Raw genomic sequence first — 26,279 nt, 5'->3', positions numbered from 1 at the left:
GTTCTCTCCCTACTCTGCCGTCTGCTCGGCGAAAAGCTGAAGCTGGATCTCACCCGCCTCCTCAAGCTCGCGGGCGACGGCCATGATTTCACGGCGGATCTGCTCAATGCGGCTGATGGGCACCGGCCCCAGCCGCGCGGTGATGGTCTCTAGCTGCTGTGCCTGGCGTTTCGGCATCACGGCAAAAACGGCACGCCGGAGCGGCGGCTCGGTGCCTTTTAACGCCACGGCCCACTCCTCCATTGGGATCTCGTCGAGCAGGCGGCGGCGCACCTCTTCGCTCTGTCGGCTGAGGATAAAGAAGTCGTACATCTCATCCTGCAGCTGTTCCAGCACCGTCGCATCCAGCTCGCGCAGGCGATCGAGGATCTGCTGCTGGTTACCCTGAAAGCGATTGACGATATCCGCCGCCTGCTTGATCCCTTTTACCTTTGAGCCATGTTCGGAGAGCACCGACAGGCCGCGCTCAATCAGGCGGTCCAGCTCATCGACCACGTCGCGGTTAACGTCGTTGAGCCTGGCGATGCGGTAGAGGATCTCGTTCTGCACGGCGTCGCTCATGTAGGTGAGCACCGTGGCCGCGATCTCCGGCGTCAGAAAGGCCAGAAACACGGCCTGGAGCTGGAGGTGCTCCTCGGCAATCAGCACCGCGAGCTGACGGGGATCTACCCACTGCAGGCGTGCCATGCGCGAGCGGATCTCATCCCCATAGATGCCGTTGATTACGCTGCTGGCAATCTCCCCGCCCAGCGCTTTATTGAGGATCCCTTGCAGCATCATGCGCGACGCGCCGTTGATCCCGCTCTGCTCGCGAAACTCGTCAAAGAAGTTGTTGATCACCCTTCTCGCCTGGCTAGTTTTTACCCCGGAGAGACGAGCCATATACTCACTCAGGCGCACCACCTCCTCGCGACTCAGCTTCTGCATCACCGTGGCCGCCGCCTCTTCACCCAGGCACAGCAGCAAAATGGCCGCCTGCTCAAGGTAGCTCGCGCCGCCAGGGCTTTTATTTACTGTCAATTCGCTCATTGCTGGTAATCCACTGTCTGATCACTTCGGCGACGCGGTCGGTATCGCTAATCGCCAGTTTTTTAAGGAACTCCAGCTTGGTTTCAAGACCAGAGCTCTGCGACGGCAGGGCATCATCGCCGGTAAACGAGGGCAGCTCCACGCCTCTGCGCTCGTCGTCATCCAGCGTTGCTGGGAGTGAGGGGCCACTGCTGCCTGCTGTTGGCAGCGTTGCAGGCTTCGCCTGGCGCGTAGCGATAAGGTGCTTCATCAGCGGACGCACGATAAACAGCAGCGCCAGCAGCAGCAGTACGCCGCTACCGCCGAGGCGGCACCACGCAAGGATGTCACTGTTCTGCCACCACTTCACCGGCGGCAGTACGACTCTCTCCTCCGGCACAAAATGCATTAGCGACAGCGACAGCCTGTCTCCCCGGGACGCATCAATTCCGGCGGCGCTATTGAGCATCGCCGTAACCTGGGCCGTCTGCTCTGGCGGCCAGCGCTTAACGGCGGCGGCATCCTGATTGAGCACCACGGCAACGTTCAGACGCTTAAGTGCAAAACCCGGATGCTGGATATGCTCAACGGTACGGTCGTAGCTGTAGTCCCGCTGGCTCTCCTTATGTTCCGACAGAGTGGCAGAGGGCTTCTGAGCCGTCGCTTCCGTGGCCTGTGCCGGGACAGCCTCCGGAGGTCGGTTGCTGAGCGCTCCGGGAATGCCAACGGCGAGACGATCGCTACTCTTATCCTCGGAGCTCTGCTCCCGGTTAACCTTTGGCGTATCGCCGTAGCGCTCCCGGGTCTCTTCGATATGGCTCAAATCCAGCTCTGGCATAACGCTAATGCGGAAATTATTTTTACCTACCAGCGTGGTCAGGACGTTAGCCAGGCTGGCGCGGGTTTGATCCTGAATACCGCTCACTAACTCGTTCGCTTTGTGGACGCTGGCTGCGGCGTTGCCCCCCTCCGCAACGCCCTCCGACAGCAAATTCCCTGCCTGGTCCACGATGCTGACCTGAGCAGGTAACAGTCCCGGCACGCTACCGCTTACCAGATGGATAATGGCGTTGACCTGCTCGCGGCTCAGGCTGCTGCCATAGTGCAGGCGCACCATGACCGAGGCGCTGTTTTGCGGCGTGCTGCTGATAACAAACGAGCTCTCTTCGTTCAGCGCAAGGTGAACGCGGGCCGTTTCTACCGCATCCAGCGACATGATGCTCTGCGCCATCTCCCCTTCCAGGCTGCGCTTGTAGCGAATATTTTGCACAAACTGGCTGCTGCCGAGCACTTCGTCTTTGTCCATTAGCTCATAACCCGCCGGGCTGATCGCCTGCACACCCTTGCCCGCCAGCGTCATGCGGATGCTGGAGAGCTGCGAGTCCGGAACCAGGATCTGGCCGCTGGCGGGGTCAATTCGATAGGCTATTTTTTCCCCGTCCAGCACGGTGATAATTTGTGAAAGCGGCAGATGCTCCTGGGTACCAAACAGCGCGGTATAGCCGCCGCTGCTGCTGTGCCACAGGCCACCGACGATAGCTGCAGTGAGCAGCGCCGCGCCAGCCGCCAGGGCAACCCATTTACGGTTGCCCGGAAGCAGAGAGGCGAATGCAGTAACGGCGGCATTAACAGAGGACAAAAATCTCTTTTTCATTTTTATACAGACATGTTCATCAGATCGTTAACACCGCTCGCCACCTTGTTTCTGACCTGAACAAGCGCCGAGAACGCAAGGGAAGCCTGCTGGCTGGACAGCATCGCGCCAATCAGATCGTCACTTTGCCCGCTGCTCACCGCGTTTCGCTGGGCGCTGGCGCTCTGCTGGAGGCTGTCAACGCGCTCAAGTGCATCACGCATGATCTGATGAAAGCTTACGTCAGAGAGAGAGCCTCCATCCGGCACCACGCCGGGAAGCGTATGCGCGGAAAGAGGTAAAGCAGCAGCAAGGCGTCTCATGCCACTCATCTCCTGCTGCATTAAGGAGAGCGAGATGTTACCGATTGTTTTCATAGGGGAGTGCTCTTTCGTAAAATAGGAGATAGTCAGCATCAGAAGCAGACTTCAATGCCATGCTTGCGCATTGAGGCGAGCCGGTAGCGCAGCGCCCGCGGCGTGATGCCTAAGCAGTCGGCGATCTGCGAGCGATTACCCTGGTATTTACGCATCAGGTCGGCGATATAGTGATACTGCGCAACCCGCCCGTGCCGCTGTAACTCCTGACGGCTGGCGTTAAGAGAGTGAATGGGGGTCTCTGCAGTCGGACAATCGACGGTCTCCTCCTGTGTATTGAAGGGGATCCCCAGCGCGCTGGCGTGGATCACCCCGTTCTGGTTTAACACCATGCCGCGCTGAATGGCGTTTTCGAGCTGCCGCACGTTGCCGGGCCAGCAATAGTTCAACAGCGCCGCTTTCGCGCTCTCTGCGAGACAGATATTTTTACCAATGGTGTGGGCATATTTTTTTAGAAAAGCGTCGGCCAGCGGCAGAATATCCCCGACCCGTTCCCGCAGCGCCGGCACGGTAACGGGCACCACGGAAATGCGATAAAAGAGATCCTCGCGAAAACGCCCTGCGGCCACCTCAGACTCAAGGTTTTTATTGGTGCTCGCCATGAGGCGAAAGCTGAGGTTAATTGTTCGATGGCTGCCAAGGCGTTCAACCTGCCGCTCCTGCAGTACGCGCAAGAGTTTTGCCTGCAGCGGCAGGGGCATATCGCCAATTTCGTCCAGCAGTAAGGTCCCATTATTCGCCAGCTCAAATTTTCCCGGCAGAGTATTCACCGCGCCGGTAAACGCGCCTTTTTCATAACCGAAGAGCGTTGATTCCAGCATCGACTCAGGTATAGCCGCACAGTTAATTGCGATGAAAGGTACGGTACTATTTTCGCCAAACGCTGTCGTATGAATATATTTAGCGACGCACTCTTTTCCAGAACCAGTTTCGCCCATTAGCAGCACTGGAATATTGAAATGGGCAACGCGCCTGGCTAAGGAGAATGTTTTAATGCTGGCAGGAGCCTGAGCAATAAAGTTCGACATGGGTTTCTCGCATTTACGAATTTTATCTTCATGCGAAGATATCACCATGCTTAAATTAATTTGCTAATAAATAACTTAAAATCAGATAAAGCAATACAAATCAATTGATTACATAAATAATCAGCAGCCATCAAAAAAAATTCAAAGAAGCATCAAAGCAATAATTAATATTTAATAATATTTATCGCTGCACTATCTATTGTATACCCTTACCATCTCCGTTTAAATAGCGGCACTTTGCAGGGCTGTGCATCATGCCACGCAAATAAAGAATAGCGGCAATTTTAGCCCGTAACTTAAATAGCAAAGGCGTTTTTTTTGCCCAACTCGCTGCCATAAACAGCAAAACAACCGGCCTGGTTATTCGGTATCAACAACAGAGAATATGTACCATGTTGAAGTACAGCCAGAACAGTACCATAAGCAAGCTTGATAGCCACCGTCTTGGCCGACCCTATCACCGCCTGCCCAGCCTGTTCGTGAGCAAATTTGATATTCTGGAGTCACGTATTGGTAACTACTTTCTCAAAAAGCATCGCTCAAGCTTAACGCTGAAAAAGATGGCGTGTACGGTCGATATTAAAAACAAAAACGCTGACCTGCTGGCATCACATATTGGCCATCTCGCCTTTGATATTGACAGGCCGCTGCTGTTAACGCTTTTGAATAATTTTTACGGTCTGGAGAGCGAAGAGAGCGCCAGCCCGCAGGCCGCACTGCTGCCGACAAAAACCGAAGCGCGGCTACGCATCCGCCTGGCGCTCGATCTTTGCCATATCCTTTTTCATCAGGAGACATGGGGATTACCGCTCAGTGTAAAGATGGACAGCAGCACAATTATTAGCCAGTGGGCATGCCAGGTGACCTTTACTCTGGGCGACGATGCGCACAGCAGCTTTCATATCCTGCTGGATAACGCCCATACCGACTGCTTTCTTAACATGCTGCGCCAGAGGGATCGGCATCAGACCGATGCTGGAGCCCCTGGCCGGCAAAACCGCAATCGGGCCGTGGTAACCAAACTGATCGAGACGCTGCCGCTGAGCCTGAACGTTAAAATCGCCGGGCTAAGCATGGACGTAGCTTCCCTGACCGCAATCAGAGCCGGGGATATATTCCCGCTCACGCTACCCGATACGTTCCCGGTCTCTATCGGGCAATCGTCGCTGTTTCACGGACTGATTGTTGAAGATAACGACAAACTCTATCTGACTCATATTACGCCTACCGTTCCTGAGAAGTCCTATGAATAATCCTACCGATCCCCTTGACCAGGGCTTTGAATTAGCCGGGGAAAGCGCCGAACCCTACGACACTGCGCCAGCCCGTAGCGCACCGGCGTTAACCGACTCTATGGCGCTGCTTAAGCGTATTCCGGTTACCCTGACGCTGGAGGTGGCTTCCGTCGAGGTGATGCTCGCCGATCTGCTCAATATTGATGACGACACGGTCATTGAGCTTAATAAGCTGGCGGGAGAACCACTGGATATTAAGGTCAACAATATCCTGCTGGGCAAAGCCGAAGTGGTGGTAGTCAATGAAAAGTATGGCCTGCGGGTAATTGAGTTTAATACCCGCGATATTAACGAACTGACCACATGATCCGCACTGTCTGCCTGCTGCTGGCCGCCAGCACGCTGCTGCTCCTCTCTCCTGCGGTATATGCGCAGGGGGGCGATATCTCGCTGCTGCAGGTGATCAACCACGGCAATACCCAGGAGTACAGCGTCAAGATCCAGATTTTAATTCTGATGACGCTGGTGGGCCTGCTGCCCACCCTGCTGCTAATGATGACCTGCTTTACGCGGTTTATTATCGTGCTCTCGCTGCTGCGTCAGGCGCTGGGCCTGCAGCAGACGCCGCCGAACCGCATTTTAATCGGCATTGCGCTAGTGCTAACCCTGCTGGTGATGCGCCCCATCTGGCTTAACATCTACGAACACGCGGTCGTCCCCTTTGAACAGGACACCATAACACTGCCACAGGCGCTGGAGACCGCCGCCGCACCGCTCAAGCGCTTTATGCTGGCGCAAACTAGCAAAAAGGCGATGGCGCAGATAATGACCATTGCCAACGCGCAGGGGGATGCACAACAGCAGGATCTCTCCATCATCGTGCCAGCCTATATGCTCAGTGAGCTTAAAACTGCCTTTCAGATTGGCTTTATGATCTACATTCCCTTCCTGGTGATTGATCTGATCGTCGCCAGCGTGCTGATGGCGATGGGGATGATGATGCTCTCGCCGCTGATCGTCTCACTGCCGTTTAAGCTGATGGTCTTTGTGTTGATTGATGGCTGGGCGCTGACCGTCGGTACGCTGACCGACAGCATTCGCGGGCTGGGGTTAGGGTAATGAGCGAGGTATCGTCATGTTAACTATCGATACCGCCGCCGATCTGGTCGCCAGCGGCATCAAGGTGGTGATTGTGCTGGTCTCAGTGCTGGTGGTTCCCAGCCTGCTGGTCGGCCTGTGCGTCAGTATCTTTCAGGCTGTGACCCAGATTAACGAGCAGACGCTCAGCTTTCTGCCGCGGCTTATCGTGACGCTGATCGTGCTCGGCGTCTGCGGAAAGTGGATGATCGTCCAGCTCAGCGATCTCTGTACCCATCTCTTCGCCCAGGCGGCGCTGATGGTAGGCTAGGATGATCCAGCTTGAGGTAGTACAGTTCAGTAACCTGGCGCTGGGGCTATGGTACCCCTTCGTGCGCATTATGGCCTTTCTCCAGTACGGGCCGATTTTTGACAGCAAAGCCTTCAGCGTGCGCATTCGTATAATTATCGCACTGGCGCTGGCCATTGTCCTGACCCCACTGGTACATCCGCCCGTGCCGGAGGGGCTGCTGAACCTGCATACCCTGATCCTTACCGTCGAGCAGATCCTCTGGGGCCTGCTGTTTGGCCTGATGATGCAGTTCATCTATCTCACGCTCCAGCTCGCCGGGCAGATCCTCTCCTTCAATATGGGTATGAGCATGGCGGTAATGAACGATCCCAACAGCGGCGCATCCACTACCGTGCTGGCAGAGTTTATTTATATCTATGCGGCTATCCTCTTCTTCGCGTTGGATGGGCATCTGCTGCTGGTGAGCATTCTCTATAAGGGCTTTCTCTACTGGCCGCCCGGCAACGCGCTGCAGCCGCAGACCCTGCGCAGCGTCGCTCTCGCGCTGGGCTGGGTATTCTCCTCCGCGATGCTGCTGGCGCTGCCGGCGACCTTTATCATGCTCATCGTTCAGGGCGGATTTGGCTTGCTGAACCGTATCTCCCCGGCGCTGAATCTTTACTCGCTGGGCTTCCCCATCGCCATGCTGGCCGGGCTTATCTGCTTTGCCGCCCTGCTCTCCGCCCTGCCAGATCACTATCTGCATCTGGTTAACCGCGTGCTGGCGGAGTTTGACGCCCTGCGGGGGACGCATGGCTGAGGCTGCAAGTGGTGAAAAGACCGAAAAGCCTTCGGCGCAGAAGCGGCGTAAGGCACGGCAGGAGGGCCAGCTTCCCCGCTCGAAGGATATGGGGCTTGCTGCCAGCCTGCTGGCGGCTTTTATCGTGGTCAGCAACAGCTTTCCCTGGTATCGCGACTTTGTGCATGAGGCATTTCTGACCGTGCGTCAATATGGACAGCGTATCGACGATCCGGACATTTTGGGTCAGTTTTTGCAGCATAATTTGCTGATCCTGCTCAAATTTATCCTGACGCTAACGCCGATACCGCTGGCGGCGCTTATCGCCTCGCTGATACCGGGCGGCTGGATCTTTTCGCTAAAAAAGATCGCACCCGATCTCAGCAAAATCAGTCCGCTGAAGGGGATAGGTCGTCTCTTCTCCAGCGAGCAGGTTATTGAGGTCGGCAAGATGATGATTAAAAGCGGGCTGGTTCTGCTGTTGCTCACGGTCAGCCTTCATCGCTACTTCCCTGCTTTGCTCGATCTTCAGGCCCGCTACTTTACCCCGGCGGTACACGAGGGGCTGTCGCTCTATCAGGACGTGATGCTGAACGTGGTGATGCTGTTTATCCTGTTCGCCATTCTTGACGTTCCTCTTGCTAAATATATGTTTACAAAGGGGTTAAAGATGACAAAGCAGGAGGTTAAAGACGAGTATAAAAACCAGGAGGGGAGCCCGGAGATCAAAGCCAGAGTGCGCCGCCTGCAGCGGCAGATGGCGCTGGGGCAGATCCGCCGCGTGGTCCCCAAAGCCGACGTGGTCATTGCCAACCCCACCCATTTTGCGGTGGCGTTGCAGTACGATCGGGCGCGGGCAGCGGCCCCGTATGTGGTGGCAAAAGGCACTGACGAGGTGGCGCGCTACATTCGTGAGGTTGCCCGGGAGCATCGGGTTGAGGTCGTCGAATTCCCGAAGCTGGCTCGTGCGGTCTACTACACAACCCAGATAAACCAGCAGATCCCTTATCAGCTTTTTCGCGCGATCGCGCACGTTCTGACCTATGTCCTGCAGCTTAAATCCTGGCGCGCCGGCATACAGGATCGCCCCGCGCTTAACCGTCATATCTCCATTCCCAAAGAGGTCCTGAAGCAGGATGCAGAAACAGATTAAACACGTTCTGACGGCGCTGCGCAGCAGTCGACCCGGCGCGCCCTTACTTCTACTCGCCATCCTGGCGATGGTGATCCTGCCGCTGCCGCCCATGCTGCTGGATGCGCTTTTCACCTTTAACATTGTGCTGGCGGTACTGGTGCTGCTGGTCAGCGTCTCAACGAAACGACCGCTCGACTTCAGCCTCTTTCCAACGGTGCTGCTCATTACAACACTGATGCGCCTGACCCTTAACGTCGCCTCTACGCGTGTAGTACTGCTGTACGGCCACGAGGGGATCGGCGCGGCAGGCAAAGTGATTGAATCCTTCGGCCAGGTGGTCATTGGCGGCAACTTTGTGGTCGGATTTGTGGTGTTCATTATCCTGATGATCATCAACTTTGTCGTAGTGACCAAGGGGGCAGAGCGTATCTCTGAGGTATCGGCGCGCTTTACGCTGGATGCCATGCCAGGTAAACAGATGGCTATTGATGCCGATCTCAACGCCGGGCTGATTAACCAGGCCCAGGCTCAGGCCCGGCGTAAAGAGGTGACCAGCGAGGCAGATTTTTATGGCGCAATGGACGGCGCGTCGAAGTTTGTACGCGGTGACGCCATCGCCGGGATGCTGATCCTGGCCATCAACCTGATTGGCGGCGTCTGCATCGGCATTTTTAAATACGATCTGAGCGCCGAAGCAGCGTTCCGGCAGTATGTGCTGATGACCATTGGCGATGGCCTGGTCGCGCAGATCCCCTCCCTGCTGCTGTCAACGGCGGCGGCTATCATCGTTACCCGGGTTAGCGACAGCGGAGATATCTCCAGCGCCGTCAAAACCCAGCTGCTGGCCTCGCCGGCGACCATCTACACCGCAGGTGGGGTGATGTTCGTGCTGGCGGTGGTTCCGGGCATGCCGCATCTCCCTTTCCTGCTCTTCACCGCCCTGCTGCTATTTACCGGCTGGCGGCAGAGCAAGCGCCCCCGAACGGCGCAAACCGACGAAGAGAGTCTGGTCACCCTGAGCAAAACGCTGACGGAAACCCCTGAGCAGCAGGTGAGCTGGGAGACGATCCCGCAGATTGAGCCTGTCAGCCTGAGCCTTGGCTACCGACTGGTCTCGCTGCTGGATAAAGCCCACGGCAGCCCGCTTACCCAGCGCATACGCGGCTTACGCCAGGCGCTCTCTGAGACCAACGGCCTGCTGCTGCCGGAGATCCGTATCCGGGAGAACTTTCGCCTGAAGCCGAGCCAGTACGCTATCTATGTCAACGGCATTAAGGCCGACGGCGGCGAGCTTCCCGCAGACCGCCTTATGGCGCTTCCCTCGGCGGAAACCTATGGCGAAATTGACGGCACGCCGGGAACCGATCCGGCCTACGCGATGCCCATCACCTGGATTACGGCGGAGCAAAAAACGAAGGCGCTCAATCTGGGCTATCAGGTCATCGACCCGGCGAGCATTATCGCCACTCATCTGAACAAGGTGCTTACTCGCTATCTTCCTGAGCTTTTTAACTATGACGACGTAACGCAGCTGCACAACCGTCTTGCCTCGCAGGCTCCGAAGCTGGCGGAGGACGTGGGTAGCGCGCTGAGCTACAGTCAGTTGCTCAAGGTCTACCGGGCGCTGCTTGTTGAGCGTGTTCCGCTGCGCGACATTGTGACCATAGCTACCGTGCTGGTTGCCAGCAGCGCGGTGACGAAAGATCCCATTTTACTGGTGTCGGACGTGCGCCTTGCCCTGCGCCGCAGCATCACCCACGGGCTGGTGCGCAATGAGAAGCTGGCGGTCTACACCCTGAATAACGAGCTGGAAAATCTGCTGATCGGGGTAGTGAACCAGGCACAGCAGAGCGGGAAAGTGATGCTCGATAGCGTGCCGCTGGACCCGAATATGCTCAGCCAGTTCCAGCAAAATATGCCGCAGGTTCAGGAGCAGATGAAGGCGGTGGGCAGAGAGCCGGTGCTGCTGGTGGCCCCGCAGCTGCGTCCGCTGCTGGCCCGCTATGCACGCCTGTTTGCCAGCGGCCTGCAGGTGCTCTCCTATAATGAAGTGCCGGACGAACTGGAGATTAAAATTCTCGGCACGCTCAGCTAGGCAAGCTAACGCACGGTGCCGTTCAGCAGGATGCGCCTGCCGCCCATGTAGTGCGCCTGCCAGAACGCATCCGTCAGGCTACTGATGCGAATGTGTTTGCCGGTACGCGGCGATTCGATAAAGCGGCCATCACCGAGGTAGACGCCCATATGATCGGCCTTATCTCGGGTATGAACAGCAAAAAAGAGCAGATCGCCACGCCGGAGGCTGCCATCCGCTACCCTTCGCGCCTGGGGATAGTGGTACATCTCGTTGGCGGTTCGCGGCAGCTTTGCCGCCAGCAGCGGGTTAAAGGCATAATAGACCAGCCCGCTGCAGTCAAACCCCTCTTCCGGCGTTTCTCCTCCCCAGACATAGGGCTTGCCAAGCTGTGCCTGCAGGCGCTCTATTACCCTCTCGGTAACGGTGTGCAGCCAGTCATTAGCTAACCTGCCTGTTCCATCACGAAGGTGCGGTGTATCTCCCCGCCTGGGGAACGTAAACCACTCGGGATGGCGCTTCAGAGCGGCGCGGTTCTGCGCCCGCAGCGCGGCTTTCGCCGCATGGCTACCGCGGATCACGGGGGGTGAGGCAGGCTGTTTCGCCCTCGCCTTCGCCAGCAGGAGCCGGTTCTGCATCCGCTGCTGGGGGGTGGTTTTAGCCGCGGCATCCAGGGGAAACGCCGCGGCGAAGGCGGTAGCAATAAGCAGCTTTGTAAGCAGATGCTTAATCCGGACCATGCGTAGCCTGCTGAACAGGGTTCTGCTCCAGCCTGCTGGCCAGCGGCTTAACGACCTTCTCTCCCTGCGCGCCAAAGAACTGGTAGAGCGTGTCGGAAGCCGAGCGGGTCAAGATCATGATCTCAATACGCCGGTTGCCTGCCCCGTCAGGATTGTGGGCATCAAGCAGCATCCGATCGGCCATCGCGCTGACCTGCATCACCTTATCACCCGGCATTCCCGCCTGCTCCATCACCCGTCGGGCAGAGAGCGCGCGATCGCCAGAGAGGTTCCAGTTGTTATAGCCCGCCCCCTTGTAGCGCATGGCGTCGGTATGGCCCGTAATAATCAGCTTGTTATCCAGCGAATTGAAAACCGGCGTTAGCTCGGTCAGCAGCGCCCGGAAGAATGGCGTAATGGTGGCGCTGCCGCGCTCAAACATGCTGCGCTTCTGGTTATCCTTGATTAAAATACGCAGCCCCTGGGGAACAATCTCCATCTCAAGATTACTCTCCATATGGGCCTTCAGGGCAATCTCATTGATGCTTTTAGCAAGCTCGCCCAGCTCCCGCGCCGATTTTTGTCTCATGCGCACTGCCGCGCTGCTGGCTTCATGCGTCTTTTTTAGCTCCGCCTGCGGGTGGCTCTCGGCTGGGGCGGCCAGCTTACGAGGAAGGTGGCTCAGAGGAGCCACCATCCCACCGCCGAAGAAGATAGACTGCCCATGCAGCGCGGCAACGATCTCCTTACGTTCAGACTGGCTGACGCTGTTGACGATCCACAGGGTCATAAACAGCGCCATCATAGCGAGGGTAAAGTCAGCGAAGGCTACCTTCCAGGCTCCGCCGTGATGCCCGGCGTGGCGCTTTTTGATCTGCCGACGGATAATGGTGGTCTTTTTACCCCGATCGCGCCGGTTAGGCATCGCCATTACTCCTCCTCCTCCAGCATGGCGTTCACCCAGGCATCAAGGTTGGCAAAGGTTGGCTTTGACGCCAGATGTAGCAGCTTGCGTCCCGCATCTACCGCCAGCAGTGTCGGCTTGCCCCCCGCCTGAGCCACCAGCACGGTGCGTACGCACTCCAGCAGCGAGTGCTCAGCCCGCGCCTGCTGCTCCATTGCATTCGCCAGCGGATCCATAAAGCAGTAACAAAAGAAAACGCCCAGGAAGGTGCCCACCAGCGCCGCCGCCACCTTCAGGCCGATCAGCGCAATCGAACCGTCAATAGACTGCATGGTAATAATGATACCCAGCACCGCCGCACAGATACCAAACCCTGGCATCGCTTCTGCCGTACGCTGCAGCGAGCGTGACGGGGTGAGCAGCTCCTCCTCAATAGTGTCCAGCTCCTGATCGAGGATCCCCTCCAGCTCGTGCGCGTCTATTTTTCCCATCGCCATCAGGCGAAAGTTATCGGCGATAAACATGACCAGCCGCTTCTGTTTTAATATCAGCGGGAATTTCTGGAATAGCGTGCTCTCCTCCGGCTGATCAATATGCTGGTCAAGCATACGTAACCCGCCGGTTTGGACCATTTCAAGCAGCTCATACAGGCACATTAAAAGCTGACGCTGGAATTCAGCACCGAGGTTTTTCTTGCCGATCACGCCCCTAAGTTGGTGAGCAATTTCACGCAACACGTGCAGTGGATTCGCGATTACCATTGACCCAATGCCAGCGCCGATAATGATCATAATCTCTGCTGGCTGCCAGATAGCCACCAGCTGACCGCCCTCGATAAAATAGCCGCCAAAAACGCAGCCTAATATAATTAACAATCCTAATATCTTTTGCATGAATATCCTGAAGCGGTTAGTGACCGGAAAAATAGGTGCGTAGCTTTTCCGCTATCTTTTTATTTAGCTGGCAAATTCTGGCTTCGGTTAACCCCAGCACCAGGGCAATCTCTTTTAAATTCATATCCTGCTGATAATAGAGGTAGAGGATCTGCTGCTCTTTTGCCGACAGCGTCTTAAGCGCCCTGCTCAGCATATGCTGGTTAACAACCTGCTCCTCCAGCCCACGCCCCTGAAGCGGCAGCTCTCCGTGGCGATCGCTGAGCAACGCATCAAGGCTTTCGAGCGCGTCGGCCCCCTCCAGCGCAAGATAGTGCTGATACTCATCGGCGTTTACGCCGTCGGCTGCAAGTTCGGCAGGCGTCGGCTCACGCCCCAGCGCTTTACGCCGCTCCCGAATCAGATCCTTAATCCGGTAAAACTTCTGCCGGAGCGGGCGCGGACGCCAGTCAAGACTTCTCAGTGCGTCCAGTACCGCTCCCCGAATGCGCTGCACCGCGTAGCCGCCAAAACCGTCGTCGGGTTTGCCGTAGCGGCGCAGAGCCTCGAGCAGGCCGATCAGCGCAATCTGCTGCATATCCTCGCGCTCCATCACGCAGCTGCACTGTGGTGCGAGCTGCCTGACGACTTTGCGTACCAGCGGCAGATAAGCCTGCAGATAGTGGCTCTCTTGGGCAGGCGTCAACGGAGGCAGGGTCTGAAATGCTTGCCTCTCCCATGCGGCTGATTCCAGCATCACTGGAAAACCAGTTTATTAATTAAAATATCGCTATAGGGTTCCGGGACGGCCCTTTTTTTTAACTCGCGATCTAGCGCCGCGCTTAGCAATAGTTTTATATCATTTACTTTTAGCGTACGTAGTTGCTCATATTGCATATCCGCCAGCGTTGCCAAAATAATGCTCTGATAAAGCGGCTCGTCGGCTTGGATCTTTTTTGATGCTGCCTCGCTTTCCGCCACCAGAGTTAGCGCCAGCAGCATATAGCGATCCTCTCCTGCGTCATCGCTGAGCGTAATTACCGACTCCTTCAAGGTGACGAAAAGCTCGGTTTTATGCTGTTTTTTCCTCTGTACCTCGCTCTTTGCTGCGGTGTTTTCGACGGCAGGGCCGTGCGTTTGCATATAATTAAAAATAAACCATGCAGCACCGCCGCCGACAGCAATAAAAAGCGCAATGCCACCGAGGCATGCGAAAACTATTTTTTTCATTTGATTATCACACTTTAATTAGGACATCTTCGCTTTTTTGCAGGCCGCTCCGATCGGCCTCGAGTTCGATAGCAGAAACGATCTGCGCAGGCGTTTGCCGGTTATCCTGCTGCCGCTGCCGCTGAGACTGCGACTGCGACTGCGACTGCCCGTCAGGAGAGACCTGAACCTCTACCTGCACAAAGTTCTGCTGGCTAAGCTGGACCCGCAGCGCCTCACTGCTCTGCTGCAGGGTGCGGCAGACCTCCGCCTGGGATGCGCCGATGTGCACGGTCAACCTGCCCGCCTCCAGATGAATGGCGATCTCCAGCTTGCCCAGTGACGGCGGATCGAGGCGAATGGTTGAGATCTGCTGCTGCTGACCAATCTGAAACTGGATGTTCTCTTTCAGCATGTGGATGAGCGCTTCCCCCCACTGGGCGGCGCGGGTATCGAGGCTGATTACCCGCTCCGGCTGCATTCTCATCGGCGAGATGCGTGCCTCGTCGGCGATACGGTGGTGATTTACCTCCGGTGAAGCGGGTTCCGGCCTCTGCTGGGCAAGCCTCTCCTTCACCCTATGGCGTAGCACATCGGACCGGTGCAGCTGGGGAGCCTCTCTCTGCTCGTTTAACGAGGCGACCGGCGGTAGCTTTTCGGCGACCAACTGCATCTGGCTTGCCAGCTGTTTCGGCGTCGTGGTTGCTATCTGCGCTGGCAGCACAGCCTGTATGCCCTGCTCCGGCACTGCCGCCAGCGCCATTTTCTCTGCCGCGATGGGGCGTTCAGGCGTTAAAAGCATGCCCATCAGCGCCTCCAGTGCCTGAGGAACCGCCTTATCCTGCTGACCAGGTTTCGTCAGCTTTAGCTTTACAGCAGTTGCAGGCTCTTTTGCGCCATCGACTACCGTTTGCAGGCGCTCCCGAAGCGCGCCCTGCACCACGTCCGGCAGCGTAAAGAGGGACGCCTGCGGGCTGTCTCCAGCCTGTGGCTGAACGGCGACCGGCGCTAGACGCTGGACCCGCGCACCGGTGATTAAGCTCAGAATATTCATGGCTGCTCCGATACGGTATTCATCAGCGAGTAGGCCAACACACCTTCACGCTGCTGGCGGTGTTTTTCCATCCGCGTTTGCAGCAGCGCTGCCCGCTCGGTTCGCCGGGCGATGATGTCGCCGTAGGCCTGACGCAGCCGGGCCTTTAGCGCTTCCAGCTCATCCTGCGGGGGCTGGCTCTCACAGTAGGCATTGAACAGCGTCATCAGGCGAGTATGGAGAGCAGGCATCCTGCGCCAGCGCTGTTTATTCAGCGCCTCGTCCATGGCGCTCAACAGTTCATCGATCTGCTTATTCACGATTTGCGTCTTCCTCTGTTAACTCAGCTTCTTTGCCAGCCCCTGCCAGCCCTCATGCAGATTGGTCAAAATCAGCGCCACTTCGTCTATTTTTTGCGTATTGAGTTCGCTGCTGGCCTCATACAGGCGGTAGACGCAGTGGTCATAGAGCCGCGCCAGGTTGAGCACCAGCTCGCCGCCGCGCTCAAACTCCAGCGAGCTGGTCAAAGCGTTAAGAATGTCGATGCACTTGTTAATGCTTTTTGCTTTGCGATCGTAACGTCTGTGGGTGATATGGCTTTTGGCGCGCTCCAGCTCCTCAAGCAGGCCAGCGTAGAGCACCAGCACAAGATCCAGTGGTGAAGCCGAGGCCGTGCGGGAAGCCAGATCGATCTCTTTATACTGGTCGTAGCCGTTATCAGAAGCGTACATTCAGTTAATCCTCTCTCTTTCCGGCTGGCTCAGATAAATGCCGCCATGCTGACCTGCATCGAGTTGATCGCTACCATCGTCGAGGTGTACTCCTCAAGGTAGCGATCGTAGGAGGCGTTATAGGTCTCTTTAAGCTGGTCAATCTTGCGGACTAGCTTGTCCTGCTCCTCTTCAACGGCATTCTGTCGCTGAACAATGATGCCGCTGTTATCATCAAGCCAGGTCTCCATTATGCTGTCGAGCTGAGCGGTCATGCTGTCGTCGCCAACGAACAGCGAGGTTAACCCTTCCGGGTTCTTGGCCATCGCCTCGCTAAACTGCTGGGAGTCGATCTGCAGATGCCCCTCTGCGTCAAGGGCGATGCCGTAGTCGAGCATGGAGACGCCGTTATAGCTGGCGTGGGTAATCCTCTGGATCTGACGCTCCAGGGAGGAGATGCCCGCATCGCCGGCAAAGGGGCCTGCCGCCTTGCCGTTACTGCCAAAAGAGGTTAATGAATCAAGCGTATCGACCAGCGTATTGCAGGCATCGACAAAGGTCTGCACCTTCTCCTCTGATGCCGAGGCGTCGTTTGCCACGGTAAAGGTGAGGGGGCCATCCTCCTCTGACGTTTCGGTGAAGGTAATGGAGACGCCGGGAATGAGATCGGTATAGGTATTAGATCCGCTGGTAATCTCGATGCCCTCTTCCGCTGAGCTGCCGAGATAGATAATGGCGTCCTGCGCCGCAGAGAGATCTCTTTGGGCGTTAAGATCGGCGGCAAAAGCCGAGCTGGGATCGATGCCGCTGGTGGAGACGGTAAAACCTGACGCTGCGCCAGTCGCATCGGCAGTCAACATCAAGGTTGTTGAATCACCCGTGTTGACCAGCGCGGCGGTGACGCCCGGATTCTCTTCCGAGTGGTTGATAGCACTGCATAGTTCGCTGACCGACACGCTGCCGTCGGCATTGCCGTCCGCCTGGGCGAGATCGATATCCATCTCATTGGTGCCCATTGTAATCGTAAAGGTGCCGCTGTTGGGGATATCGCCGCTGCCGATGGAAAAGGTGCTCTGCTGGGCGGTGGCGAGCTGCTGGACATAAAAGGTGTAGGTGCCTGCCTGCGCCATTGAGTTCGCCGTAATGGTGGCGGAATCATTGCTGGCCGAGGCCGAATTGACCACCGGACCGCTGGTGGTGCTGTTCAGCGCGTCTACTGCCGACTGAAACGAGGTCAGGGCGCTCTGCAGCGTTGAGAGCGCAGCGCTTTTGGTGTCCAGGGCAGTTTGCTGGCGCTCCAGCTGATTCGCCCGGGTAGAGATATCTATCAGGGCAAACTGTTTAGCTACTACTTGCGGGTTTATCATCGTCGCTCCGTTTATTTACGCATAGTCATAGCAATAATGATGCCAACTTTTATTTGTTTGAATTCAAAAGATTAAATGTAATGAAAGGAAATATCGCTTCCGTAGAGAGGAAAAAACTGTTCCCTGCCTGGCCATGCAGGTAAAACAGCCACACCGCTCGAAAGCGGTGTGGCTGAGTAAGAGGCTCTGGCTTACTGGAGCAGGCTAGAGACCATGCCGGACATGCTGTTAGACTGCTTGAGCATGCTGATGCCGGTCTGCATTAGCACCTGCTGTTTCGACATATTTGAGGCTTCCGTGGCGTAGTCGGTATCCATAACGTTGCCGATGGCCACTTCGGTGTTGTCCTGCATACTTTGCAGGTTGGTTGCCGTACTGCTCAGGCGGTTCATGGTGGCACCGAGGGTGGACTGAATGGTACCGACCTCTTTCATCACGCTCTGAATCGAATCAATGGCGGCATTTGCTGTATCCGCCGTCAACAGCTCGCTGCCGCTGGCTGCGGTACCGCCTGCGCCATCGGTACCATAGTCGCCGCTAAATGCCGCGCTCAGCGTACCCAGATCTGTTGCCAGCTGGGTGAGTTGAGTTGAGATATTGATGGTGATTTTATCGGTAGACTGGGAGCCGACCTGGTAGGTAACACCGGAGGTATTGGTGAACTGACCACTTTCAGACGGATTGAACAGGTTGGTGCCGCCGTTGGTGGTGTTCTGCAGCATGTCGGACATCTCCTGTCCCAGCTCGTCGAACTCCGACTGCATTGCCGCACGGTCATCATCGCTGTACGTTCCGTTCGCTGCCTGGGTAGCGAGTTCATCCATGCGCCCCAGAATATTATTCATCTCGTCAAACATTCCGTCCGCGGTCTGCAGCATCGCGGTGGCGTCGGCAATATTACGCTGGGCCATGGCCATGCCGCTGGCCTGGGTTTGCATGCGGTTGGCGATCTGTTTTCCTGCGGCATCGTCCGCCGAAGAGTTGATGCGGTCGCCGGTGGCCAGACGCTCCATTGATTTGCTCAATGAGGCGTTGCTTTTGTTGATGGCGTTGACTGCTGCCATAGAGGCGGCGTTGGTATTAATAGATAACATCGTTCTGCTCCTTAAGTGAGTGGGTCTCAACTGAGATACAGAACTAAAGCGGCGCTGGGCTTAAAAAATTAAACGTGAAGTAAAAATTATTTTTGCCGGTGGGAAAGGCCCTCTTCGCCGTTGAGCTATTGCAGCTCGGTTGAGCATAAACTCGCTCTATACTTAGTAAAAACAGACAACAGCGAGTTTATCTATGCCTCTACCCGACTTTCATCGTTCTGACGCCTTTACCCTGGGGATTGAGCTGGAGCTGCAGGTGGTTAACCCGCCGGGATACGACCTTAGCCAGGACTCCTCCACGCTGATTGATGCCGTTAAGGCCGAAGTCAAAGGGGGTGAGGTGAAGCACGACATCACCGAAAGCATGCTGGAGATCGCCACCGGCGTCTGCGGGGATATCCACCAGGCCGCCGGGCAGTTCTCCGCCATGCAGCAGATCATCCTGCGGGCCGCCAGCAAACACCATCTGCAAATATGCGGCGGCGGCACGCACCCCTTCCAGACGTGGCAGCGTCAGGAAGTATGCGATGACGAACGCTACGCGCGTACGCTGGAGATGTTTGGCTATCTGGTGCAGCAGGCGACGGTATTCGGCCAGCACGTTCACGTGGGCTGCCCGAACGGGGACGATGCTATCTATCTCATGCACGGCCTGTCGCGCTTCGTGCCTCACTTTATCGCCCTCGGCGCGGCTTCGCCCTACATTCAGGGCACCGACACCCGCTTCGCCTCGTCACGGCTCAACATCTTCTCCGCGTTTCCGGATAACGGTCACGCTCCCTGGGTCAGCAACTGGTCGGAATTCGAGGGGCTGTTCCGCCGCCTCAGCTATACCAGCATGATCGACAGCATTAAGGATCTGCACTGGGATATTCGCCCCAGTCCGCACTTTGGCACGGTTGAGGTACGGGTGATGGATACCCCACTGACGCTTGGCCACGCGGTGAATATTGCCGGATTTATCCAGGCGATTTCCCACTGGCTGCTGGCCGAGCGACCGTTCAAGATGCAGGAGCGCGACTATCTGCTCTACAGGTTCAACCGCTTCCAGGCCTGCCGCTACGGCTTTGCCGGAGTGTTGACCGACGTGCATACCGGCGAGCAGGTGACCATCGGTGAGGATATCCAGCGCCTGCTGGACAAAATTGCCCCCTATGCCGACAAGCTAAACGGCAGTAGCGCTCTGGAAGCAGTGGCGCAGTTTGTGCGGCGTGGCAAGAGCGAGGACCAGCTGATGCGTGATTTCGTGGCCGACGGCGGCTCGCTGATTGGGTTGGTGCAGAAGCATGCGGAGATCTGGGCGGCGCAATAGCGCCAGCCTGGTTGCGCCAGGGTAGTAAATGGCTGACAATATCGTTTTAACTGACGATTAACATCACCATGACGCACCCGCTTGAATCCCTGATGACGGCCGCCGGTATTTTACTGCTGGCCTTCCTCTCCTGTCTGCTGCTGCCCGTTCCTTCACCGGGTAGCGCCCTGACGCAGCAGCTCATCGCGACTTTCCACCTGGTGGATGCTGGCCAGCTCTATACCCTGCTGTTTTGCGCCTGGTTTCTGCTGCTCGGAACCATTGAGTACTACGTGCTGCGCTTTATCTGGCGGCGCTGGTTCTCGCTGAACCACTCGTCCCGTTAAGTTACGCAGGCCGGGTCAGCAGCGGCTTAATGCCGCGCCTGGCCGTGATTCTCTTTGCGGTAGGCTCCCGGCGGCTGGTTAAAGGTGCGGGTAAAAATGCGCGTGAAGGTCTGCTGGGAATCAAAACCATACTTAACGCAGATATCAAACACCTTCTGATCGGTATCACGCAGCTCCTGGGCCGCCAGCCGCAGCTTGCGCTCGCGGATATAGCGCCCCAGACTCTCGCCTTTGTATTGCATAAACAGCCGTTGCAGATGCCATTTTGAATAGCCCGCATGGCGCGCAATGTCATCAATGCGCAGCGGCTGGTGCAAATTGTCGTCGATCCAATCGACAATCGTATCGATAACCTGAGCGGAAATGTTCATACCGGGCTCCTCTCTGCGCTTTAATGCGCTGAAGCTTGATTATGAGTGAGTAAGCACTCATTATAGAAAGAGGGAGAAAGTCGTCAAGATGATTTTCGATCTTTGACACAGGCCGTTGCGGAGCGGCAGATCTCATGTTTCAATCAGGGTTTAACCGTGTGTGAGGTAAAGTGTAGTGGCTCGTCCGAAGAGTGAAGATAAAAAACAGGCGTTACTGGAAGCGGCAGCCGAGGCATTTGCCCAGTCAGGGATCACCGCCTCTACTGCCCTGATAGCCCGGAACGCGGGCGTCGCAGAAGGCACGCTGTTTCGCTACTTCGCCACCAAAGATGACCTGCTTAATGCGGTTTATCTTGCGCTGAAAACCGACCTCTGCCACGCCATGCTCGACGGCCTCGATCGCTCTCTCAGCGAAGCCAAGGCGCTAACCCGCTATATCTGGAACAGCTATATCGACTGGGGCATTCTGCATCCCGTTGGCCATCGGGCGATCCGTCAGCTGGCGGTGTCGGGCAAGATCACCTGCGCCACCCAGCAAAATGTGGATGAGCTCTTCCCGGATCTTCACACGCTTTGCCGTCGCTCTGTGCTGCCCATTTTTCTTACCGAGGCTTTCCACGCCTTTGGCGATGCCCTGTTCCTCTCTCTTGCCGAAACCACCATTGAGTTCGCCAGCCGCGAGCCCGAGAAGGCGGACGACTTCAAAGCCCACGGCTTCGAAGCGATGTGGCGCGCCCTGGCGGACAGCAGTAGCAGCAGCTAAAGCGCACGATTTTCACTTATTTTTTCTTCGCTGAATCTGTACGCTACAGCGCAGCCTAACTTATCCCAAAAAAATATCAGGAGCATTTATGGATATCGTTTCCATCGCCTTGCAGCGCTACTCAACCAAGGCTTTTGACGCCAGCAAAAAACTGACCGCCGATGAGGCGGAGAAGATCAAATCGCTGCTGCGCTATAGCCCGTCGAGCACCAACTCACAGCCGTGGCACTTTATCGTTGCCAGCACCGAAGAGGGCAAAGCGCGGGTAGCCAAATCCGCGGCGGGCGGCTACGTGTTCAACGAGCGTAAAATGCTGGATGCCTCTCACGTTGTGGTGTTCTGCGCAAAAACCGCCATGGACGACGCCTGGCTGGAGAAGGTTGTGGATCAGGAAGACGCCGACGGTCGCTTCGCCACGCCGGAAGCAAAAGCCGCTAACCATAAAGGCCGCACCTTCTTCGCCGACCTGCACCGCAAAGATCGCCAGGATGACCATGAGTGGATGGCGCGTCAGGTCTACCTCAACGTAGGTAACTTCCTGCTGGGCGTTGGCGCTATGGGCCTCGACGCGGTGCCGATCGAAGGGTTTGACGCTGACGTGCTGGATGCCGAATTTGGCCTGAAAGAGAAAGGCTTCACCAGCCTGGTGGTCGTTCCGGTAGGACACCACAGCGTGGAAGACTTCAACAAGGCGCTGCCGAAATCCCGCCTGCCAGAAGAGACCGTGGTTACTGAGATCTAATTCGATACCGGCTCGCTCCCCGGCTTTTTTCATCAGACCGGGGAGTTTCAGTACAGCAAAATCTGCGGATGTTTTACCCCGCAGGCCAGTGCATAACGCGTCAATGTATCCAGACTTGCCCGTGTAATATTGGTCTCCATTCTGGATACTGTCGGGGCGCTCACACCCATTCTTTGTGCAACCTGCGCGCGGGTAAGGCCAGCATGATGACGCCATTGCGCCAGCATTGTACGTAAACGCTCTTTACGCTCCTGAGCGTCAAACGCAGCCTGAACGTCAGGCTGAGCTAGCATTTCAGCTTTCAGCTCATCCCAGTCAATAATCTTCTTGCTCATTCTGCATCTCCTGTAGCCGCTTAAGCGCCAGGCGTATCTCCGCCGGGGGCGTCTTCTGTGTTTTCTTAATAAAAACACGTAGCAAAAAAATTGTCTGCTTCTGCTGGAAAACATATATGCCTCGGCTATGAACAGGCCCCAGCGTGCGGATCTCAAAAAGACCATGAGCGAGAGGTTTACTATCAGGCTCTCGTAAAGCGGTGGGGTTATGCCGAAGCTTTTCTATTTTTCCGATCATTTTTGCCTGCACTGAGGCAGGCAATGCCAGTAGCTCAGCTCTGACGTCCGCATGGACACATACTCTGAACACCATTTTTCGTCCCTGAATATTAGCATATAAGGCAAATTGCCTTAAAGGCTAACCTGCCACTCACGCACTACCTTATGCGTTTTTGTGACAGCGTTCAGATCGGCGCGTTAAACATGGAAAGAGGCTCGAAAAATATTCTTCCCGGTTGGGTTACAGCCTTGCCAGCACCTGCTCGCCTGCCTCATCGATCGGTAGATAGACCAGCAGCCGCGAACCGTTACGCGGTGCGGAGTACCAGTACATCTGCTGAAGCTGGAATTCGCCCAAATCAGGGTGATGAAAGGTTTTAATCTGGTTTTCGACGCCGCGCACCTCATAGCGCTGATGCCAGAGCGCCTCAAACTCCTCCGAGGCGGCAAAAAAGCGCGCCAGCTTGTTCTCCCATGCCGCTTCCCCCCGATGCTCCGCCATCGCCGCGCGGAAATAGGAGACAAAGGTTGGCAGCACGTCCCGGTTTGCCAGGCGGCTACGCCAGCCCGGATGAGTCAGATAGAGATAGATACAGTTGCGATCGTCTTCCGGCAGCGTCGCAAAATCGACACCCATTAGCCGACAAAAGGCGTCGTTCCACGCCACGATATCGAAATTAGGTTTCTGAATGCTGGCCGGCTGCGGCAGGAGGCTGTCCAGCATTCGTCGCGCGCCGGGGCTGATCCCTTCGCATGGCGTCAGATTGGCCGACTCCACCGGCGGCAGGCCCGCCAGCACGAAAATATGCCGCGTCTCCAGCGGGCTGCACTGCAGCGCATCGGCCACTGCCTGCATGACCACAGCCGACGGATTGACCTCCCTGCCCTGCTCAAGCCAGGTATACCAGGTCACGCCAACGTCCGCCAGCATCGCTACCTCCTCCCGACGCAGGCCCGGCGTGCGCCGCCGTCCGCTGCGCGGGAGCCCCAGCCGCTGCGGATCTAAGCTCTCCCGTCGCGCGCGTAGAAAAGCGCCCAGCTGTTTACGGCGATCGTCCTGGCGCGTCTGTGCCATGTCCAGCTCGCTGTGGCTTATCAGGCTCATCGTCTCTCCTGCCTCTCTTCAGCATGGTAGTGCCAGTACCAGTATAATCAGGAACTGGTACCCGTTTATTCAATCAGCGATGCTACGGCCATTCGCTGAATGACGCAATGGAGCTACCATGAAAACGTCTACTGTTTCACCCGGCCGCGCGGGACTCGTCCTGCTGCTAACTGGCCAGATGCTGCCCCTGATCGACACCTCGATCACCAACGTCGCTCTCGACTCTATCACCGCATCGCTGCACGCCAGCGCCACCCAGCTGGAGCTTATTGTCGCCCTGTACGGCGTGGCCTTTGCCGTCTGTCTGGCGATGGGCAGCAAGCTGGGCGATAACTACGGTCGCCGCCGTCTGTTTATGTGGGGCGTGGCGGTATTTAGCTTCGCCTCTCTGCTGTGCGGCATGGCAAACTCTATTACTGCCCTGCTGGCGGCCCGCACGTTGCAGGGTGCGGGAGCGGCACTGATCGTTCCACAGATCCTCGCCACCCTGCACGTTACCCTGAAAGGTACCGCCCACGCGCGGGCTATCAGCCTCTACGGCGGGATCGGCGGTATCGCTTTTATCGTCGGGCAGATGTGCGGCGGCTGGCTGGTGTCGGCAGATATCGCCGGACTGGGCTGGCGTAACGCCTTTTTCATCAACGTGCCGATTGGCCTGCTGGTGCTGGCGTTGAGCCGTCGCTACGTGCCCGAGACCCGTCGCGATGAACACTCGTCCATCGACTGGCAGGGCACGTTTATCCTCGCCCTGATCCTCTGCTGCCTGCTGTTTCCCATGGCGCTGGGGCCAGAGCTGCACTGGCCGTGGTCGATGCAGCTGATGCTGCTGGCTACGCTGCCGCTGCTGGTGTGGATGCGGGCTAGCGCGCTGGGCAAGCAACGACGTGGCGAACACCCGCTGCTGCCGCCGCGCCTCTTGCAGCTCGCCAGCATTCGCTTTGGCATGGTGATCGCCCTGCTGTTCTTTAGTGCATGGTCCGGGTTTATGTTCTGCATGGCGCTGACCATGCAGTCTGGCCTGGGAATGGCCCCCTGGCAGTCGGGGAACAGCTTTATTGCTCTCGGGGTGGCCTACTTCCTCTCGGCGATGTACGCCCCGAAGCTGATTGCGCGCCACAGCATGGGACGGATCCTGCTCTCTGGCCTGGCGGTACAGATCGGCGGCCTGCTGCTGCTGATGGAAACCTTCCACTACTACGGACAGGCAACCACCGCCCTGACGCTGGTGCCGTCCACCGCGCTGATTGGCTACGGCCAGGCACTGATCGTCAACTGCTTCTACCGGGTGGGAATGCGTGATATCACCGCTAACGATGCCGGGGCGGGCAGCGCCCTGCTCAGCACCCTGCAGCAGGCGACGCTGGGCCTTGGCCCGGCGGTATTTGGCTCGCTGCTGTTAGTGCTGGTGCGTCACCATCACGGCAGCTATCCCGAGGCCATTATGGGTTTTCTCGGCGTTGAGGCGATGATGATGCTGCTGCTGGCGGCGATTGCCGTTGGCCTGCGCCACCATCTGAACCGTAGTCCGGCCATCGCCACGTCATAACCTTAGGCACTGGCGCGTTCGATAAAGCGCCAGTCCATCATCACTCTTTCCGCCGGGGTATCGGGGTTGTCGATTTTGTTGAGCAGCAGCGCCACGGCCTTACGGCCAATCTGCAGGGAGGGTTGCGCCACGGTGCTGAGCTGGGGTGAGACCATCTCGGCCAGCGGCGTGCCGTCAAAGCCCACCACGGCGATGTCGTCTGGCATAGTCAGCCCTGCCTGGGCTATCGCCAGCAGCGCGCCAGCCGCCAGGGTATCCGAGACGGCAAACACCGCATCCGGGCGCTCATCGGCACGCAGCAGCGTCTCCATCGCCACTCTACCGGCATCAAAGCTCAGCTCGCTGGCGTACTCCACCGCCCTCCAGCCATGGCCGTTTTGCTCCAGCACGCTGTTATAGCCCTGCTCGCGCAGGCGGGCATATTTATAGCTGAGATCGTGGTTGATCAGGGCAATACGCTGGCAGCCACGGTTAATCAGGTGCTGGATCACGTACCGGGCGGCGTCAATATCGTTAATCCCGACGCAGGAGACGCTTCCCTCATCGGCATACTCGGCGCACTGCACCCAGGGTGCCTGGCCAATCATGGTCGTCAGCTCCGGCAGCTTAGAGAAGGCATCCATAGTAATGATCCCATCGACGATTTTTCCTGACAGCAGGGTCAGCGCCGAGCGGGAGCGCGCCATGTCAGAGCCGGTATTGCACAGCAGAATGCGGTAGCCGTTCTTCTCCGCCTCCTCTTCAATGCCCTTGACCACCTCGGCGCAGAACGGGTTGGCAATATTCGACACCAGCACAAGGATCATATAGCTCCGGGCAGTGCGGAGCTGGCGGGCCAGCAGGTTAGGCTGGTAGTTGCTCTCTTCAATCGCCGCCAGCACGCGCTCGCGGTTTTGCGGTTTCACGGAGCCGCTATGGTTAATGACCCGGGAGACCGTCGCTACCGACACTCCTGCCAGGCGAGCGATTTTTTGAATTGACATAACGACGACAC

31 protein-coding genes are annotated in these 26,279 nt (G+C 57.1%); 12 read left to right on the top strand and 19 right to left on the bottom strand.

Translation table 11 applies throughout. From position 1 onward, the window contains the following. Positions 1–9: 9 nt before the first annotated feature. The 4 genes from WFN61_RS01025 to WFN61_RS01010 are packed head-to-tail and all read right to left on the bottom strand — an operon-like array spanning position 10 to position 4,094. The gene (locus WFN61_RS01025; protein ID WP_144813879.1) at positions 10–1,029 is read right to left on the bottom strand and encodes a flagellar motor switch protein FliG; all 1,020 of its coding nucleotides are present in this window, start codon (positions 1,027–1,029) and stop codon (positions 10–12) included. After that, positions 1,007–2,662 carry a flagellar basal-body MS-ring/collar protein FliF gene (gene fliF / locus WFN61_RS01020; RefSeq protein WP_436880810.1) on the bottom strand — a complete coding sequence of 552 codons (1,656 nt, stop codon included), beginning with the start codon at positions 2,660–2,662 and terminating at the stop codon, positions 1,007–1,009. The genes WFN61_RS01025 and fliF overlap by 23 nt, the downstream gene beginning before the upstream one ends. A gap of 2 nt (positions 2,663–2,664) precedes the next feature. Beyond that, on the bottom strand, positions 2,665–3,018 hold the full coding sequence (locus tag WFN61_RS01015; RefSeq protein ID WP_337037226.1) for a flagellar hook-basal body complex protein FliE: 354 nt from the start codon (positions 3,016–3,018) through the stop codon (positions 2,665–2,667). A gap of 38 nt (positions 3,019–3,056) precedes the next feature. Then, positions 3,057–4,094, bottom strand: coding sequence for a sigma-54 interaction domain-containing protein (locus WFN61_RS01010; RefSeq protein ID WP_374543537.1), 1,038 nt, complete (start codon positions 4,092–4,094; stop codon positions 3,057–3,059). A gap of 344 nt (positions 4,095–4,438) precedes the next feature. Between WFN61_RS01010 and WFN61_RS01005 the strand changes: the two genes are divergently transcribed. Genes WFN61_RS01005 through flhA form a run of 7 tightly spaced genes read left to right on the top strand, consistent with a single transcriptional unit; the run spans position 4,439 to position 10,679 of the window. Next, entirely contained in the window at positions 4,439–5,299 is an 861-nt protein-coding gene (locus WFN61_RS01005) for a FliM/FliN family flagellar motor switch protein (protein ID WP_312175736.1), read from the top strand. Continuing rightward, the gene (locus WFN61_RS01000) at positions 5,292–5,648 is read left to right on the top strand and encodes a FliM/FliN family flagellar motor switch protein (protein WP_144813891.1); all 357 of its coding nucleotides are present in this window, start codon (positions 5,292–5,294) and stop codon (positions 5,646–5,648) included. Before WFN61_RS01005 ends, WFN61_RS01000 begins: the two co-directional genes overlap by 8 nt. Continuing rightward, positions 5,645–6,400 (top strand): flagellar type III secretion system pore protein FliP, encoded by a 756-nt coding sequence (fliP, locus tag WFN61_RS00995; protein WP_144813893.1) that lies wholly within the window; start codon positions 5,645–5,647, stop codon positions 6,398–6,400. Before WFN61_RS01000 ends, fliP begins: the two co-directional genes overlap by 4 nt. A 16-nt stretch (positions 6,401–6,416) precedes the next feature. Further along, the gene (locus WFN61_RS00990) at positions 6,417–6,689 is read left to right on the top strand and encodes a flagellar biosynthetic protein FliQ (protein WP_144813896.1); all 273 of its coding nucleotides are present in this window, start codon (positions 6,417–6,419) and stop codon (positions 6,687–6,689) included. 1 nt (position 6,690) lies between these two features. Next, a complete protein-coding gene (fliR, locus tag WFN61_RS00985; RefSeq protein WP_144813899.1) occupies positions 6,691–7,470 on the top strand; it encodes a flagellar biosynthetic protein FliR in 780 nt (259 codons plus the stop codon). Continuing rightward, positions 7,463–8,602, top strand: a complete 1,140-nt coding sequence (gene flhB / locus WFN61_RS00980; protein WP_144813904.1) for a flagellar biosynthesis protein FlhB — start codon at positions 7,463–7,465, stop codon at positions 8,600–8,602. The genes fliR and flhB overlap by 8 nt, the downstream gene beginning before the upstream one ends. Next, positions 8,586–10,679 (top strand): flagellar biosynthesis protein FlhA, encoded by a 2,094-nt coding sequence (gene flhA / locus WFN61_RS00975; RefSeq protein WP_257756807.1) that lies wholly within the window; start codon positions 8,586–8,588, stop codon positions 10,677–10,679. The genes flhB and flhA overlap by 17 nt, the downstream gene beginning before the upstream one ends. 5 nt (positions 10,680–10,684) lie before the next feature. On the opposite strand, the gene WFN61_RS00970 is transcribed toward flhA, so the two are convergent. The 10 genes from WFN61_RS00970 to WFN61_RS00925 all read right to left on the bottom strand — a co-directional run bounded on the left by WFN61_RS00970 (position 10,685) and on the right by WFN61_RS00925 (position 18,566). Continuing rightward, positions 10,685–11,398: a C40 family peptidase gene (locus WFN61_RS00970; protein WP_186370512.1), complete on the bottom strand. Its 714-nt coding sequence runs from the start codon at positions 11,396–11,398 to the stop codon at positions 10,685–10,687. Then, a complete protein-coding gene (gene lafU / locus WFN61_RS00965) occupies positions 11,385–12,308 on the bottom strand; it encodes a putative lateral flagellar export/assembly protein LafU (protein WP_337037217.1) in 924 nt (307 codons plus the stop codon). Before lafU ends, WFN61_RS00970 begins: the two co-directional genes overlap by 14 nt. Continuing rightward, positions 12,308–13,174, bottom strand: coding sequence for a flagellar motor stator protein MotA (gene motA, locus WFN61_RS00960; protein ID WP_144813913.1), 867 nt, complete (start codon positions 13,172–13,174; stop codon positions 12,308–12,310). Before motA ends, lafU begins: the two co-directional genes overlap by 1 nt. Positions 13,175–13,190: 16 nt before the next feature. Further along, complete coding sequence (locus WFN61_RS00955) at positions 13,191–13,910, bottom strand: FliA/WhiG family RNA polymerase sigma factor (protein WP_144813916.1); 720 nt, start codon at positions 13,908–13,910, stop codon at positions 13,191–13,193. Then, complete coding sequence (locus WFN61_RS00950) at positions 13,910–14,383, bottom strand: flagellar basal body-associated FliL family protein (protein WP_144813919.1); 474 nt, start codon at positions 14,381–14,383, stop codon at positions 13,910–13,912. The genes WFN61_RS00955 and WFN61_RS00950 overlap by 1 nt, the downstream gene beginning before the upstream one ends. A 7-nt stretch (positions 14,384–14,390) precedes the next feature. After that, positions 14,391–15,416: a flagellar hook-length control protein FliK gene (gene fliK, locus WFN61_RS00945; protein ID WP_313448191.1), complete on the bottom strand. Its 1,026-nt coding sequence runs from the start codon at positions 15,414–15,416 to the stop codon at positions 14,391–14,393. Further along, positions 15,413–15,715: a flagellar protein FliT gene (locus tag WFN61_RS00940; RefSeq protein WP_312175716.1), complete on the bottom strand. Its 303-nt coding sequence runs from the start codon at positions 15,713–15,715 to the stop codon at positions 15,413–15,415. Before WFN61_RS00940 ends, fliK begins: the two co-directional genes overlap by 4 nt. Positions 15,716–15,733: 18 nt before the next feature. Then, entirely contained in the window at positions 15,734–16,126 is a 393-nt protein-coding gene (fliS, locus tag WFN61_RS00935) for a flagellar export chaperone FliS (RefSeq protein WP_257756801.1), read from the bottom strand. A gap of 29 nt (positions 16,127–16,155) precedes the next feature. Further along, positions 16,156–17,472, bottom strand: coding sequence for a flagellar filament capping protein FliD (gene fliD / locus WFN61_RS00930; protein WP_144813928.1), 1,317 nt, complete (start codon positions 17,470–17,472; stop codon positions 16,156–16,158). A gap of 191 nt (positions 17,473–17,663) precedes the next feature. Beyond that, a complete protein-coding gene (locus WFN61_RS00925) occupies positions 17,664–18,566 on the bottom strand; it encodes a flagellin N-terminal helical domain-containing protein (protein WP_144813930.1) in 903 nt (300 codons plus the stop codon). Positions 18,567–18,759: 193 nt separating this feature from the next. Here WFN61_RS00925 and WFN61_RS00920 point away from each other — a divergent pair, with 193 nt between their 5' ends. Further along, the gene (locus WFN61_RS00920; protein ID WP_312273032.1) at positions 18,760–19,878 is read left to right on the top strand and encodes a YbdK family carboxylate-amine ligase; all 1,119 of its coding nucleotides are present in this window, start codon (positions 18,760–18,762) and stop codon (positions 19,876–19,878) included. A 68-nt stretch (positions 19,879–19,946) separates the two neighbouring features. Next, positions 19,947–20,204 carry a DUF1158 domain-containing protein gene (locus tag WFN61_RS00915; protein WP_144813936.1) on the top strand — a complete coding sequence of 86 codons (258 nt, stop codon included), beginning with the start codon at positions 19,947–19,949 and terminating at the stop codon, positions 20,202–20,204. Between the two features lie 26 nt (positions 20,205–20,230). On the opposite strand, the gene WFN61_RS00910 is transcribed toward WFN61_RS00915, so the two are convergent. Beyond that, positions 20,231–20,575 carry a RamA family antibiotic efflux transcriptional regulator gene (locus WFN61_RS00910; protein ID WP_144813938.1) on the bottom strand — a complete coding sequence of 115 codons (345 nt, stop codon included), beginning with the start codon at positions 20,573–20,575 and terminating at the stop codon, positions 20,231–20,233. Between the two features lie 175 nt (positions 20,576–20,750). Between WFN61_RS00910 and WFN61_RS00905 the strand changes: the two genes are divergently transcribed. After that, on the top strand, positions 20,751–21,338 hold the full coding sequence (locus WFN61_RS00905) for a TetR/AcrR family transcriptional regulator (RefSeq protein WP_257756799.1): 588 nt from the start codon (positions 20,751–20,753) through the stop codon (positions 21,336–21,338). A gap of 88 nt (positions 21,339–21,426) precedes the next feature. Further along, positions 21,427–22,080 carry an oxygen-insensitive NAD(P)H nitroreductase gene (gene nfsB, locus WFN61_RS00900; RefSeq protein WP_144813944.1) on the top strand — a complete coding sequence of 218 codons (654 nt, stop codon included), beginning with the start codon at positions 21,427–21,429 and terminating at the stop codon, positions 22,078–22,080. A 47-nt stretch (positions 22,081–22,127) separates the two neighbouring features. Here the strand turns inward: nfsB and WFN61_RS00895 are convergent, their stop codons facing one another. The 3 genes from WFN61_RS00895 to WFN61_RS00885 all read right to left on the bottom strand — a co-directional run bounded on the left by WFN61_RS00895 (position 22,128) and on the right by WFN61_RS00885 (position 23,709). Beyond that, complete coding sequence (locus tag WFN61_RS00895; protein WP_144813947.1) at positions 22,128–22,415, bottom strand: helix-turn-helix domain-containing protein; 288 nt, start codon at positions 22,413–22,415, stop codon at positions 22,128–22,130. Further along, the gene (locus WFN61_RS00890; protein ID WP_312235075.1) at positions 22,396–22,725 is read right to left on the bottom strand and encodes a type II toxin-antitoxin system RelE/ParE family toxin; all 330 of its coding nucleotides are present in this window, start codon (positions 22,723–22,725) and stop codon (positions 22,396–22,398) included. Before WFN61_RS00890 ends, WFN61_RS00895 begins: the two co-directional genes overlap by 20 nt. A gap of 150 nt (positions 22,726–22,875) precedes the next feature. Then, on the bottom strand, positions 22,876–23,709 hold the full coding sequence (locus tag WFN61_RS00885; RefSeq protein WP_337038076.1) for a helix-turn-helix transcriptional regulator: 834 nt from the start codon (positions 23,707–23,709) through the stop codon (positions 22,876–22,878). Positions 23,710–23,857: 148 nt separating this feature from the next. Between WFN61_RS00885 and WFN61_RS00880 the strand changes: the two genes are divergently transcribed. Further along, on the top strand, positions 23,858–25,285 hold the full coding sequence (locus tag WFN61_RS00880; RefSeq protein ID WP_337037208.1) for an MFS transporter: 1,428 nt from the start codon (positions 23,858–23,860) through the stop codon (positions 25,283–25,285). Positions 25,286–25,287: 2 nt separating this feature from the next. Here the strand turns inward: WFN61_RS00880 and WFN61_RS00875 are convergent, their stop codons facing one another. After that, positions 25,288–26,268 carry a LacI family DNA-binding transcriptional regulator gene (locus tag WFN61_RS00875; RefSeq protein WP_144813957.1) on the bottom strand — a complete coding sequence of 327 codons (981 nt, stop codon included), beginning with the start codon at positions 26,266–26,268 and terminating at the stop codon, positions 25,288–25,290. Between the last annotated feature and the right edge of the window lie 11 nt (positions 26,269–26,279).

This window comes from Pseudescherichia sp. AS216 (genome assembly GCF_037152055.1).
Taxonomy (GTDB): domain Bacteria; phylum Pseudomonadota; class Gammaproteobacteria; order Enterobacterales; family Enterobacteriaceae; genus Pseudescherichia.
This window is presented reverse-complemented; position numbering and strand designations above follow the sequence as displayed.

Bases quoted from the DNA above. Each gene is read 5' to 3' on its own strand.
- WFN61_RS01025 (WP_144813879.1), bottom strand. From the start codon at position 1,029: ATGAGCGAATTGACAGTAAATAAAAGCCCTGGCGGCGCGAGCTACCTT.
- fliF (WP_436880810.1), bottom strand. From the start codon at position 2,662: ATGAAAAAGAGATTTTTGTCCTCTGTTAATGCCGCCGTTACTGCATTC.
- WFN61_RS01015 (WP_337037226.1), bottom strand. From the start codon at position 3,018: ATGAAAACAATCGGTAACATCTCGCTCTCCTTAATGCAGCAGGAGATG.
- WFN61_RS01010 (WP_374543537.1), bottom strand. From the start codon at position 4,094: ATGGTGATATCTTCGCATGAAGATAAAATTCGTAAATGCGAGAAACCC.
- WFN61_RS01005 (WP_312175736.1), top strand. From the start codon at position 4,439: ATGTTGAAGTACAGCCAGAACAGTACCATAAGCAAGCTTGATAGCCAC.
- WFN61_RS01000 (WP_144813891.1), top strand. From the start codon at position 5,292: ATGAATAATCCTACCGATCCCCTTGACCAGGGCTTTGAATTAGCCGGG.
- fliP (WP_144813893.1), top strand. From the start codon at position 5,645: ATGATCCGCACTGTCTGCCTGCTGCTGGCCGCCAGCACGCTGCTGCTC.
- WFN61_RS00990 (WP_144813896.1), top strand. From the start codon at position 6,417: ATGTTAACTATCGATACCGCCGCCGATCTGGTCGCCAGCGGCATCAAG.
- fliR (WP_144813899.1), top strand. From the start codon at position 6,691: ATGATCCAGCTTGAGGTAGTACAGTTCAGTAACCTGGCGCTGGGGCTA.
- flhB (WP_144813904.1), top strand. From the start codon at position 7,463: ATGGCTGAGGCTGCAAGTGGTGAAAAGACCGAAAAGCCTTCGGCGCAG.
- flhA (WP_257756807.1), top strand. From the start codon at position 8,586: ATGCAGAAACAGATTAAACACGTTCTGACGGCGCTGCGCAGCAGTCGA.
- WFN61_RS00970 (WP_186370512.1), bottom strand. From the start codon at position 11,398: ATGGTCCGGATTAAGCATCTGCTTACAAAGCTGCTTATTGCTACCGCC.
- lafU (WP_337037217.1), bottom strand. From the start codon at position 12,308: ATGGCGATGCCTAACCGGCGCGATCGGGGTAAAAAGACCACCATTATC.
- motA (WP_144813913.1), bottom strand. From the start codon at position 13,174: ATGCAAAAGATATTAGGATTGTTAATTATATTAGGCTGCGTTTTTGGC.
- WFN61_RS00955 (WP_144813916.1), bottom strand. From the start codon at position 13,910: ATGCTGGAATCAGCCGCATGGGAGAGGCAAGCATTTCAGACCCTGCCT.
- WFN61_RS00950 (WP_144813919.1), bottom strand. From the start codon at position 14,383: ATGAAAAAAATAGTTTTCGCATGCCTCGGTGGCATTGCGCTTTTTATT.
- fliK (WP_313448191.1), bottom strand. From the start codon at position 15,416: ATGAATATTCTGAGCTTAATCACCGGTGCGCGGGTCCAGCGTCTAGCG.
- fliS (WP_257756801.1), bottom strand. From the start codon at position 16,126: ATGTACGCTTCTGATAACGGCTACGACCAGTATAAAGAGATCGATCTG.
- fliD (WP_144813928.1), bottom strand. From the start codon at position 17,472: ATGATAAACCCGCAAGTAGTAGCTAAACAGTTTGCCCTGATAGATATC.
- WFN61_RS00925 (WP_144813930.1), bottom strand. From the start codon at position 18,566: ATGTTATCTATTAATACCAACGCCGCCTCTATGGCAGCAGTCAACGCC.
- WFN61_RS00920 (WP_312273032.1), top strand. From the start codon at position 18,760: ATGCCTCTACCCGACTTTCATCGTTCTGACGCCTTTACCCTGGGGATT.
- WFN61_RS00915 (WP_144813936.1), top strand. From the start codon at position 19,947: ATGACGCACCCGCTTGAATCCCTGATGACGGCCGCCGGTATTTTACTG.
- WFN61_RS00910 (WP_144813938.1), bottom strand. From the start codon at position 20,575: ATGAACATTTCCGCTCAGGTTATCGATACGATTGTCGATTGGATCGAC.
- nfsB (WP_144813944.1), top strand. From the start codon at position 21,427: ATGGATATCGTTTCCATCGCCTTGCAGCGCTACTCAACCAAGGCTTTT.
- WFN61_RS00895 (WP_144813947.1), bottom strand. From the start codon at position 22,415: ATGAGCAAGAAGATTATTGACTGGGATGAGCTGAAAGCTGAAATGCTA.
- WFN61_RS00885 (WP_337038076.1), bottom strand. From the start codon at position 23,709: ATGGCACAGACGCGCCAGGACGATCGCCGTAAACAGCTGGGCGCTTTT.
- WFN61_RS00880 (WP_337037208.1), top strand. From the start codon at position 23,858: ATGAAAACGTCTACTGTTTCACCCGGCCGCGCGGGACTCGTCCTGCTG.
- WFN61_RS00875 (WP_144813957.1), bottom strand. From the start codon at position 26,268: ATGTCAATTCAAAAAATCGCTCGCCTGGCAGGAGTGTCGGTAGCGACG.